This window comes from Candidatus Latescibacterota bacterium, assembly GCA_020633725.1.
GTDB lineage: Bacteria > Krumholzibacteriota > Krumholzibacteriia > JACNKJ01 > JACNKJ01 > VGXI01.
In genome coordinates, this window is the sequence record JACKDC010000004.1 from 97,293 (window position 1) to 108,809 (window position 11,517).

Annotated in this window: 10 protein-coding genes; 4 read left to right on the forward strand and 6 right to left on the reverse strand. The window is 69.9% G+C overall.

What is annotated here, in order from left to right:
* Positions 1-19: 19 nt before the first annotated feature.
* The 5 genes from H6693_10160 to cysE form a co-directional block, all read right to left on the reverse strand.
* Positions 20-571, reverse strand: a complete 552-nt coding sequence (locus H6693_10160) for a cytochrome c family protein (GenBank protein MCB9516546.1) — start codon at positions 569-571, stop codon at positions 20-22.
* A gap of 152 nt (positions 572-723) precedes the next feature.
* Positions 724-1,662: a malate dehydrogenase gene (gene mdh / locus H6693_10165; protein MCB9516547.1), complete on the reverse strand. Its 939-nt coding sequence runs from the start codon at positions 1,660-1,662 to the stop codon at positions 724-726.
* A complete protein-coding gene (locus tag H6693_10170; GenBank protein MCB9516548.1) occupies positions 1,659-2,597 on the reverse strand; it encodes a malate dehydrogenase in 939 nt (312 codons plus the stop codon). The genes mdh and H6693_10170 overlap by 4 nt, the downstream gene beginning before the upstream one ends.
* Positions 2,598-2,782: 185 nt before the next feature.
* On the reverse strand, positions 2,783-3,748 hold the full coding sequence (cysK, locus tag H6693_10175; GenBank protein ID MCB9516549.1) for a cysteine synthase A: 966 nt from the start codon (positions 3,746-3,748) through the stop codon (positions 2,783-2,785).
* A gap of 21 nt (positions 3,749-3,769) precedes the next feature.
* Positions 3,770-4,438, reverse strand: a complete 669-nt coding sequence (gene cysE, locus H6693_10180) for a serine O-acetyltransferase (protein ID MCB9516550.1) — start codon at positions 4,436-4,438, stop codon at positions 3,770-3,772.
* Between the two features lie 352 nt (positions 4,439-4,790).
* Here cysE and H6693_10185 point away from each other — a divergent pair, with 352 nt between their 5' ends.
* Positions 4,791-5,711, forward strand: a complete 921-nt coding sequence (locus H6693_10185) for an alpha/beta fold hydrolase (protein MCB9516551.1) — start codon at positions 4,791-4,793, stop codon at positions 5,709-5,711.
* A gap of 1 nt (position 5,712) precedes the next feature.
* On the opposite strand, the gene H6693_10190 is transcribed toward H6693_10185, so the two are convergent.
* On the reverse strand, positions 5,713-6,360 hold the full coding sequence (locus H6693_10190) for a hypothetical protein (GenBank protein MCB9516552.1): 648 nt from the start codon (positions 6,358-6,360) through the stop codon (positions 5,713-5,715).
* 436 nt (positions 6,361-6,796) lie between these two features.
* Between H6693_10190 and H6693_10195 the strand changes: the two genes are divergently transcribed.
* From H6693_10195 to H6693_10205, 3 genes are all read left to right on the forward strand, one after another.
* A complete protein-coding gene (locus H6693_10195; protein MCB9516553.1) occupies positions 6,797-7,024 on the forward strand; it encodes a helix-turn-helix domain-containing protein in 228 nt (75 codons plus the stop codon).
* Positions 7,025-7,201: 177 nt separating this feature from the next.
* On the forward strand, positions 7,202-8,914 hold the full coding sequence (locus H6693_10200; protein ID MCB9516554.1) for a hypothetical protein: 1,713 nt from the start codon (positions 7,202-7,204) through the stop codon (positions 8,912-8,914).
* A 126-nt stretch (positions 8,915-9,040) separates the two neighbouring features.
* Positions 9,041-11,485 (forward strand): hypothetical protein, encoded by a 2,445-nt coding sequence (locus H6693_10205; protein MCB9516555.1) that lies wholly within the window; start codon positions 9,041-9,043, stop codon positions 11,483-11,485.
* Positions 11,486-11,517 lie beyond the last annotated feature (32 nt).

Below are 11,517 nucleotides of genomic sequence, written 5' to 3' on the forward strand. Positions count from 1 at the left end.
GGTGTCGAGAGGAGCGCGCTTACTCGCTCGGAATCGGATGGGCGATCTTCTTGACCGCGGTCTCGAAGTCGAAGTCGGCCTTGTGCTCGGGGTTGTCCTTCTTGTGGCAGCCGGCGCAGGTCTCCGCGTTCGGCACCACGAGGCCGACGCTCGCCGCCTCGACGTTGCCCGCGCGGATGTCCTTCATCGTCGCCATCTTGTAGTAGCCGCCGCCGGCGCCGTGGCAGGCCTCGCAGCTCACGCCGTCCGCGGCGGGCAGGAGGTCGGCGCCCAGCTCGGCGCTCACGCCGTGACCGGTGCTGTGGCAGCCCAGGCACTTGTCGCTGGTGGTCGGATCCTCGACGCCCAGCTTGGCGGCCTTGGCCTTGCCCTCATCGGTGCTGAGCACGGCGAAAGCCTTGGCATGGGGGCTGGCCTCCCACTTGGCGAGCTGGTTGCCCGTGGCGTCCTTCTTGTGGCACATCGAGCACTTCTTGAGGCCGATGTACGCGTAGTCCTCCGCCTGGGCGACGCTGGCCATGATCATGGCCGCGCCCGCCAGCAGCGCGAGGAACAAGGCAGTCCTCTTCATTTGACTCTCCTTGAACGGTTGCAATCCCGGAACGCGAAACGTTGTAGGCGATGGGATGTCCGGGGTCAAGTCCCGCCGCCGCCGCCCTGTTCTTGTCGGTGCTGTGGCGTGCCTCCTACAGCACGCCGCAAGCCGGGTTCCCGGCCGGTGCTTCAGGCCATCGTGTAGAAGCTCCGCAGCGCCTTCAACCCCTCGTGGACGGCCTCCGCGCTGCTGTCCAGCATGGCCTTTTCCTCCACGGAGAGGTCCAACTCGATGATCCGCTCCGCCCCGTTCGCCCCGATCAGCACCGGCACGCCCAGGTAGATGGCTTCGTGGCCGTACTCGCCGCGCAGGTAGGCGGCGCAGGGCTGGATCCGCTTCTCGTCGGTGAGCACGGCTTCCACCATCTCGGCCGCGCTGGCCGCGGGAGCGTAGAAGGCCGAACCCGTCTTGAGATACTTCACGATTTCCGCGCCACCGTTGCGCGTGCGATCGCTGAGCGCCTCGATGTCCGCGGCGCTCATCAGCTCGGTGATGGGGATGCCGTTCACCGTGGTGAAGCGCGGCAGCGGCACCATGGTGTCGCCGTGGCCGCCCAGGACCATCGCCTGCACGTTGAGCACGGACACGCCCAGCTTCTCGGCCACGAACCAGCGGAAGCGGGTGCTGTCCAGGATGCCCGCCATGCCGAAGACGCGCTTCAGGGCGAAGCCGCTGGCGTCCAGGGCCACCATGCACATGATGTCCAGCGGGTTGCTCACCACGATGATCGTGCTGTTCGGCGCGTACTCCGCCACGTTGCGGGCGGCCGTCTTCACGATCTCGGTGTTGATCTTGAGCAGGTCCATGCGGTCCATGCCGGGCTTGCGCGGCACGCCCGCGGTGATCACCACCACGTCGCTGCCGGCCACCTGGGCGTAGTCGTTGGTGCCCGTCACCGTGACGCCGTACTGCCGCAGCGGCGCCGCCTGGCAGAAGTCCAGACCCTTGGCCTGGGGCATGCCCTCGACGACGTCCACCAGCACGATGTCGGCGATGTTCTTCTCGGCCACGTAGTAGGCGCAGGTGGCCCCCACGTGCCCGGCGCCGATGATGCTGACCTTCTTCATCGGGTTCCCGTCCTTTCGTCGCCGGTCGCGAAGAGCGCACGCACCGGGCCGGCCGAGGCCGCGAAGGCCTGGCGGTCTTCCTCGTTGAGATCCAGGGTGATGATCTGCTGTACGCCGCCCGCGCCCAGCTTGCAGGGCACGCTGAGCGCCACGTCCTCGATGCCGTACTCGCCCTTGAGCAGCACGCTCACCGAGCGCACCAGGTGGAGGTCCAGGCAGATGGCCTCGGCGAGCGTGGCGATCGCCGCGCTGGGCGCGTAGTAGGCGTTGGCGCGCTTGGCGAGGTCGACGATCACGTCGCCGGCGCGGCGCGTGTCGTCCACGATGCGGCCCACCGTCTGGGCGTCCATGAGCTGGCCGATCTCCACGCCGTTCACCCGGGCGTAAAAGGGCAGCGGCACCATGCGGCTGGTGTGGCTGCCGATGACCAGCGTGTTGATGTCCCGCGGGCTCACGCTCAGCGCATCGGCGATGAACGACGCCATGCGCATGCTGTCCAGGATGCCGCCCACGCCCATGACGCGCAGGCGGTCGAAGCCCGTGGCCTCGACCACCACCTGCACCATGGCGTCCACCGGCTCGGTGGCCACGATGACCGCCGCGTCAGGGGCGTGCCGCGCGATGTCCGCGCTGATCGCCCGCGCGGTGGCGGCGTTCTCCTGGAAGTGTTCGCTGCGGTCGCGCCCCGGGGCCCGGATGAGGCCGGCGGCGAGGACGACCACGTCGCTGCCCGCGATGGCGGCGATGTCGTCGCTGCCCTCGATCATTGTCCGGTAGCGGCGGATGGGGGCGGCCTCCATGAGGTCCAGCGCCTTGCCGGCCGAGATGCCCTCCTGGACGTCCACCAGGACCACGTTGGCGGCGGCGGATTCGGCGATGTAGAACGCGCTGTTCACGCCCACGTTGCCGCTGCCGACGATGCTCACCTTCTTCATGCTTTGCGCTCCTTGCGCGAGGTCGAAAGGGGGCGGGCCGAGCGCCCGCGCTGGGTCCCAATATGGCAGACGCGCCCGCGGTGTTCAAGACTGCGGGGTCATCAACATGCGTATTCGCAGGGTCTTGCAACAAGGCGGCCCCGGCGCTGGGCGGCGCCGGGGCCCGGGGGCAGAAGGGCGCCGACTCAGGCGGGGAGGCTGCCGGCGAGGGCGTCGTCGGCCTCGCTGTCGGCGAAGAGCGTGGTGCTGAGGTAGCGCTCCCCGGTGTCCGGGAGCACCACCACGATCAGCTTGTCCTTGCTCTCGCGGCGCGCCGCCACGGCCAGGGCCGCGTGGGCGGCCGCACCGCTGGAGATGCCGGCCAGGATGCCCTCCTCGCGGGCCAGCCGCCGCGCGAGGGCGCGGGCCTGGTCGCCGGTGACGCGCAGGATCTCGTCCACCAGGTCCGTGCGCAGCACCTCCGGCACGAAGCCCGCCCCGATGCCCATGATCGGGTGCGGTCCGGGCGCGCCGCCCGAGAGCACGGGGCTCTCGTCGGGCTCCACGGCCACGGCCCGGAAGCCGGGGCGGCGTCCCTTGAGGATCTCCGCCACGCCCGTGATCGTGCCGCCGGTGCCCACGCCGGCCACGAGGACGTCCACGGCGCCTTCCGTGTCGCGCCAGATCTCCTCGGCCGTGGTCCGGCGGTGGATCTCCGGATTCGCCGGATTGCTGAACTGGCTCGGCTGGAACCAGCCGGGGTTCGCCTCGAGGAGGCGCTGGGACTCGGCGATGGCGCCCTTCATGCCGCCGCTGCCGGGCGTGAGCACGAGCCGCGCGCCGAAGGCGCGAAGCAGCTTGCGCCGCTCGAGACTCATGCTGTCGGGCATGGTCAGGACCAGGCGGTAGCCCTTGGCCGCCGCCACCATGGCCAGCGCGATGCCCGTGTTCCCGCTGGTGGGCTCCACCAGGGTGTCGCCGGGCTTGATCAGCCCCGCGGCCTCGGCGGCCAGCAGCATGTTCGCGCCGATGCGGTCCTTGACGCTGCTCATGGGATTGAAGCTCTCCAGCTTGGCCACCACCCGGCCCGGCAACCCCGCGTCCAGGTGGCCCAGCCGGACGAGCGGCGTGCCGCCGATGGTGTCGACGATGCTCGCGTGAATCCTGCTCATGCTCGTACCTCCTGGTTCCGGTCAGATCTGGAAATCGGCGATGTCCTGCCGCTCCTGCTCGTCCTCGCGATGGCGGCTCTCGAGGAAGCGGATGCGCTCCTCGAGGCTCTTCAGGCTCTCCTGCAGCGGGTCCTTGATCAGGTTGTGGCGCAGACGGATCTCGGCGTCCTCTCGCCGGTCAACCGGTCGCGCGGGAATACCCACCACCACCTGCTGCGGCTCCACGTCCTTGATGACGACGCTGCTGGCGCCCACGCGGGCGCCGTCGCCCACGGTGATCGGCCCCAGCACCTTCGCGCCGGCGCCCACCACCACGTGGTGGCCCAGGGTCGGGTGGCGCTTGCCCTTGTTCAGGCTGGTGCCGCCCAGGGTGACGCCCTGGTAGAGCAGGACGTCGTCGCCGATCTCGGCCGTCTCGCCGATCACCACGCCCACGCCGTGGTCGATGAAGAAGCGCCGCCCGATGGTCGCGCCCGGGTGGATCTCCACCCCGGTGAAGTTGCGCACGAGGCTCATCAGGAGGCGCGCCGGAAAGCGCAGCCCGCGCCGCCAGAGGCCGTGGGCGACCCGGTAGGTCCAGACGGCGTGCAGCGTGGGGTAGAGCAGCAGCAGCTCGAGCCGGTTCCGCGCCGCGGGATCGCGCTCCTTGGCGGAGCGGAGGTCCTCGCCGATCGTGTTCCAGAGTCTCATCGTGTCACCTCGTGTCTCCGGGGTCGGCCGCCGGCGCCCGGGGATAAAGAAAAAACGCGGGCCGGATGGGCCCGCGTCCTGTTTTCGCTGTGCTGAGGAGCTACCGGACTACAAACCTACCCGACCTTCCTTGTGTGAAGGGGGCTACAACAGCGGGCAGACTTGTGAAGGATGCAGTCCATCGACGGTTCCTTGTCCCAGGCGCTCGTGTTCAGTGGCATCATGATACGGGAATCGGAAGGCCCTGTCAAATCGGGCCCTCGCGAACGCTCCGCCGCTGGCGGCCCAGGGCTCGATGCTGTATATTCGCGGCCATCCTTTCCAGACCCCAGCCTCCCGGAACGCAAACGCCATGAGTTCGACCAGCGCCATCCCCAGCAGCCGCGAGGAGCAGCTCCGCAACATCACCGACACGGTGTGGACGCTGGAGCGCATGAACCACGATCAGGCGCTGCCTCTGGCCGAGCGCGTCAACGTCCTGCGCAGTCACTACGAATTGCAGCGGCTCAAGGAAGAGGACCTGGACGTCCCCAAGCGGGATCGTTCCTTCCTCTACCTCCAGGAGGCCCCCGATGCCGCCGTGCTCCTGGTGCCGGGCGGCCACAGCACGCCCGCCCAGTACTTCCAGCTCGGGCGGCACCTCTATCGTTCGGGGATGACCGTCTACAGCTCGCTGCTGTCCAACGAGGCCACGGTGGGCGCGCAGAAGGGCGGCGTGCCCTGGCAGCTCTCCCTGGCCGAGCTGAAGATGCGCTACGACGCGCTGGCGCTGCTGGGCGTGCCCATCCACGTGGTGGGTTCGAGCTTCGGCGGGATCCTCAGCGTCCTGCTGGCCTCGCAGGCGCCGGTGGCGAGCCTCACGCTGCTCTCCCCGCCGCTCCGGCCGCATCTCCGCTTCGGCGAGCGCGTCGCGCTGGCCTCGCGCCGGCTCTTCCCGCGGCTCTTCGAGCGGATGATCGCCGGCAGCCCGCATCGCTGGATGGCCGACCGCTACGCCGCGGTCAGCGAGGCCGACTCCGCGCTGGGCGGCCTGCGCCTGCCCGTGCTGGCCATCCACGCCAAGGACAACCCCGAGCTCGGACCGGCCGGCCTCGCGCGCGTGCGGCGCGCGCTGGGCAAGCAGGCGCGCACGCTGCTGCTCGAGAAGGGGGGACACCTGCTGCTCGAGGGCGTCGAGAGCGCGCAGGTGACGCGCGAGGTGCAGGAGTTCATCCAGGCGCGTCAGCGCGAGGCGGCGCCCAAGGCAGAGGCCGCGGGAGCGCCGGCGGCCTGAGTCAGGCCTGGCCCGGCTCGCCGGCCATCGGACCCTGCCCCGTTCCGATCCCCAGCTCGCGGCAGAAGTGGTACCACTCGCCCACGGTGAAGATCTGCCGCAGGTTGAAGGCCTCGCTGCGCAGGGTCTCCAGGATGCGAACGTAGTCCTCGAAGCCGATGTCCAGCTTGGCCAGCAGCTCGTCCAGGCCGCGGCGTCCCTCGTCCAGCCGCGAGGCGTAGACCGCCGCGCGCGCGTAGTAGCTCTTGCCCCGCCCGATGCTCTCCTCCCGGCTCGTCGTCCACGGACAGCTGCCCTCCTGCGCGCCGCGCAGCCAGGGGTTGCCGAAGAGCCCGACGCTCAGCAGCAGATGGTCCGCGTTGCGCCGGTAGATCAGGTACTTCGTGCGGCACTCGCGCGCGGCGCGCACCCGCTCGAAGAGCTCGGACTCGTAGGGGATGATCGTCGCGCCGGCCCAGTGCTCGCGGCCCTCCGCGTAGCGGCAGAGCAGCGCCGCGAGGTACATGTTGACGTCCTCGTCCGGCCGGTGGCAGCCGGTCTCCAGCCCCGCCGACAGACGGCTCCGTAGCAGGGCCTCGATCATGAAGGCGAAGCGCTGCTTGCGCCGCTGGGCGCGGCCGCCGTCGATCTGCAGGTAGGGAATGTCCACGGCTGTCCTCCCTGGCGGTGCCCGGCCGGGGCGAGTCGTGGAAAAACTGCAAGGCACATGCCACGGGCCGCGGGCGCTCCGCGCGGCCACCTCGTCGGGAGTCTTGCGGAATGCGAAGCCGCGCTCACGCCGCGCCGGGAAACGCTCCGCCCTCGCCGGGTCCCGCGGGGAAGGAAAGGCCATCCCGGGGTCGGCTCGGCGCTGCGCAGTCCTTGCCTGCCCGCAACGGGTGCGAATCCTGCAATCCCATGAAATCCAGGGAATTATGAGGTGCAATGACGGTGGCATGGACCTTGCTGTTCCACGCCCGACGGGGAACGCCGGTGGGCCCAGCCCGGCGGCGAGTCAGCTCAGAGTGCGGAGGCGCACGTACAAGCTCAGCGGGAAGCCGCGGCTTTCCGGCAGCGTTGGGACCTTGCAAAGAAGGAAGAAACCGATGTCCGACTGGAAGGAAAGCGAATACTCGAACATCTATGTGGGAACCGAGGAGCAGGTTTCTCCGGTGCTGACCTCCGTCGAGGCAGCCGAGTATTTGAAGATGCACGTGAAGACCGTCTGCCGGCTGGCCAAGGAAGGCAAGATCCCGGCGAAGAAGGTCGGCAGCGAGTGGCGCTTCCTCAAGAGCGTGCTGGACCGCTGGCTCGCCATGGAAGTCAACTCCTAGGAGTTTTCCGCTTCGGCGGCGGGAGAGCAGGGAGGCGCCCCGCCGTCGTCGCGAATTCCTGGCCGCTCCGCGCGCGGGGCGGCTTTTCCATTGGGTACCGGTTGAGCGCAGGCCGACTTGCGGCTAGACTCGCCGCGCTTCACGCGGGCGGGCGCCCGCATGCCTCCGGAGGCCTCCTTGCGCGTTCCCATCGTCCACCTTGCACTCCTGCTCTTCCTCAGCGTTGCAGATTGCGTCACGGCCTTCGCCCAGGGGAGCCTGCGCGTGGGGCCGGACGGGGACGTCTACGACGCGCTGGAGCACTTCCGGGCGCTGGGGCTCTGGGAGGGCAGCCTGGAGCTGCGGCCGGTGCGGCGGGATCGTCTGGCCGCGGCGATCGACGCCGTCGCCGCCCACCGCGACGCGCTCGCCCCCGCCGACCGCCGCCGACTGGATGCGCTGCTCGCCCTGCGCGACGCCTGGGACCTGGACGGCGCGCCGCCCGCCGGCGCCGACGGCCCCGCGGCGCTCTGGGAGCTGGGCGCGGCGCTGAACGTCCTCGGCGGGCCGACGGACCTCGACTCGCTCGCCCTGACCTCGCGCCGGCCCCGGCGAAAGGGGGCCTTCCAGCTCTCCCTGGACGGCGAACTCGAGGGCCGTCTCAGCGCGCAGCTCCACTTCTACGAGGACTACAGCCGCTTCACCCGCGGCGCGGGCGACGGCCACTGGGTCGACAACCTGCCGGCCTCGGCCGGGGACATCACCCAGGAGCCGAGCGCGCGGCTGGACCGGGCGGTGATCGGCTGGGGGACGGACTGGGCCGAGCTGCGCGTGGGGCGCGAGGACCGCCGCTGGGGGCAGGGCCGGCGGGGCAGCCTCTTCCTGTCGGAGAACCCCTTCCCGCTGGACGGCTTCAGCTTCAACTTCGAGACGCGCTACCTGGCCGGGGCCACCCTCTTCGCGCAGACCCAGCGCGGACCGAATCCGCCGAGCTACATCCCCGGCGAGCCCTATCCGCCGGACTCCACCGAGGTCTGGGTGCCCGGGGAGGCCTACGTGGCCATCCACCGCTTCGAGCTGCGGCCGCCCGGACCGGTGACGGTGGGCCTCTACGAGGCGGCGACCTATGGCGGGCGGGGCATCGATCTGGGCTACCTGAACCCGGTGGGCTTCCTGGTGGCGATCACGCAGGACATCTACGACCAGAGCGGCACGGACGACAAGAAGGTGGTGGGCCTCGACTTCAGGGCGGACCTGCCGCCGGTGACGCTCTACGGCGAGTTCCTGCTGGACCGCCTGGTGAGCCTCGACGTGGCGAGCGCCGCCGGCGACAACCCCGGCATCTCCAGCTTCGGCGAGCTCGTCGGCCTGCGCTGGGCCAACCCGCTGGGCCTGGCCGGCGCGGACCTGGACCTCGAGTACGCCCACCTCGATCCCCAGGTCTACTTTCACCACGATGGCGACATCCGCCGCGCCTTCGTGCGCGACGACCGCCTGGACGAGGGCCGCCTCCTCGGGCACTGGCTCGGCCCCAACGCCGACGACCTCCACGCCGCCCTGCGCCTGCCCCCGGCGGACTGGGGCCGCCTCACCCTGGAGTTCGAGCAGAGCCGCTGGGGCCTGGTGGACAGCCTGCGCGGCGCCGATTTCGGCTTCATCCACGTCAAGAAGGACGACAAGGCCTGGCTGGTGGGCGACCGCTCCGTGGAGCGCCTGTACCGGGTGGTCTGGGAGCGCGCCGGCTGGCCGGGACCGCTGGCGGGGCGCGTGGACACGTCCTGCGCCGTCACGCGCGTGGAGCGCAGCGGGCTCTGGCCCGCGGACGCGGCGGGCAGGGTCCCGGGCAGCGGCTGGCAGGTCGAGTTGGGGCTGCGCTGGCGCTTCGACCGGCGGCTGCGCACGACCGGCTGAATCCCGCCCAGTGGCTCTGGCGCGTTCCGGGTCCCGTTTGTTATAATTGACAGTCCTGCCCATGTCGCGGGCAGGCGACGGCCCCGCTGCCGTCCACCGTTCATCCCCAGCCGTTGGAGAGCCAGAATGCGCTTGAGGAGCCTCCAGATCCTCACCGGGATCCTCGTCCTTGCCCTGCCGGCGATGGCCTTCGCCATCGACATCGTCGACGTCCACGCCAACACCGCGAACGGCGTGCCCACGCTCCTGAACCAGGACGTGACGGTGAGCGGTATCGTCACCAGTCCCAACAACACCTACAGCACCTTCAACCTCGAGGTGTACCTGCAGGACCCCACGGGCGGCGTGAACGTCTTCGTGAGCGGCGCCGCGGGCAGCTACGGCCTCGCCCTGGGCGACAGCATCACGGTGACGGCCAAGGTCACCCAGTTCAACGGCCTCACCGAGCTGAGCAGCGGCGGCGTGCTGCCCTTCGAGATCGTCACGCACGCGCCCGGCTATCCGGTGCCCGCGCCGACGCTGATCACCTGCGCCGATCTCAACGCCACCTTCGACTCGGTGACGCACGATGAGGTCAACGAGGGCCGCCTCGTGCGCATCGATGGCCTGACCATCGTGAGCGGCACCTGGCCCACCGCGCCGATCGGCAGCAACAGCTCCATCACCGTCACCGACGGCACGGACGACATCCTGCTCTTCATCGACAAGGACACCAGCGCCAACGGCAGCCCGGATCCCGGCGCGAACTTCAGCTGCATCGGCATCCTGAAGCAGTACGACACCACGTCGCCCTACACGAGCGGCTACGAGCTGGTGCCGCGCTTCGCCTCCGACGTGATCCCCACCCAGCCCGGCCCGCCCATCAACGGCCCCGTGCAGGTGATCGACCTGTCCAGCACCGGCGCGACGCTCTACTTCGAGACGGCCACGCCCGGCTCGAGCGAGATCGAGTACGGTCCCGACGCGAACTACGGCTTCACCGCCGGCGACGCCGGCGCCAGCGAGCTGACCCACACGATCGCGCTCGGCAGCCTCGATCCCAACAGCATCCTGCACTTCCGCGCCAAGAGCAGCGACGTCGACGGCACCCGCTACGGACAGGACCAGCTCCTGGCCACGGCCAGCGACCAGCCGGGCGAGCTGCACGTCTACATGAGCTTCACGACGGATCCGTCCTACGCCGACCCCGGCAACGAGGTCCCCGCGAGCCAGAACCTGAGCTCCCTGCTGACCGCGCTGATCAACGGCGCCGAGTCCTCCGTGGACGCCGCGCTCTACAGCTTCAGCCTGACCAACGTCCGCGACGCCCTCGTGGCCGCCCACCAGCGGGGCTGCCAGGTGCGCATCATCATCGACGCGGGCAACTCGACGGCCGCGGCCGACTACTGCGCCGGCTTCGGCATCCCCTACATCGTCAGCACCTTCGGCGGCAACCACGGCGCGGGTGACGGCTACGGCATCATGCACAACAAGTTCGTGGTCATCGATGGCCGCGACGGCGACAAGTACAACGATCGCGTCTGGACCGGCAGCGGCAACATGAGCGTGGCCGGCAGCGACGACGTGAACAACGGCCTCGACATCAAGGACTACGGCCTCGCCCAGTCCTACACGCTCGAGTTCAACGAGATGTGGGGGAGCGACACGCAGACGGCCAACGCCAGCACGGCGGCCCTCGGCTCGCGCAAGACCGACAACACGCCCCACGAGTTCCGCATCAACGGCCTGCGCATCGAGCAGTACATGAGCCCCAGCGACGCGGTGGAGTCCCAGCTCGAGCGCACGGCGGCCGGCGCCGACGCCTCGATCTACTTCGCGATCCTGGCCTTCACGAACTACAACCTCTCGGACGAGATGTACAACCGGCGCGCGGCGCTGGGCGGCAACCTGGAGATCCGCGGCGTCTTCGACGAGGGCCTGGGCGACTGCACCCAGGGCAGCATGTACTACGAGATGGCCGGCGATCCCTGCAGCGCCTACGCCTGGGACATCCCGGCGGACGTCTGGGTGGACACGCCGCTGCCCAGCACGCGCCTGCTGCACCACAAGTACATGATCGTGGACGTCAACAACCCGTCTCTCGACCCGCTCGTCGTGACCGGCAGCCACAACTGGAGCTTCGCGGCCGACGGCTACAACGACGAGAACACGCTGATCATCCACGATCAGGGCGTGGCCAACATGTACCTGCAGGAGTTCGCCGAGCGCTATCACGAGTCCGGCGGCACGGGCGACCTGGGCACGGCGACGGGCGTCGAGGACGGCACGCCGGCCGGGCGCCTGCTCGACGGCCTGCGCAGCTTCCCGAATCCCTTCAACCCGTTCACGAACATCGCCTTCAGCACCGACAGCGACGCCAGCGTGAGCCTGCGCATCTACGATCCCGCGGGCCGTCTGCTGCGGACGATCGTGGAGGGCCAGTCGCTCGCCGCGGGCTACCACCAGTACGGGTGGAACGGCGCGGACGACAGCGGCCGCCGCGTCGCCAGCGGCGTCTACTTCGCGCGCGTGGAGGCCACGTCGGGTGGGCGGACGGAGACCGTCAGCCGCAAGCTCGTGAGCATCCAGTAGTCCTCGTGGCTCGAAGGGCCTCCCCCGGCCGG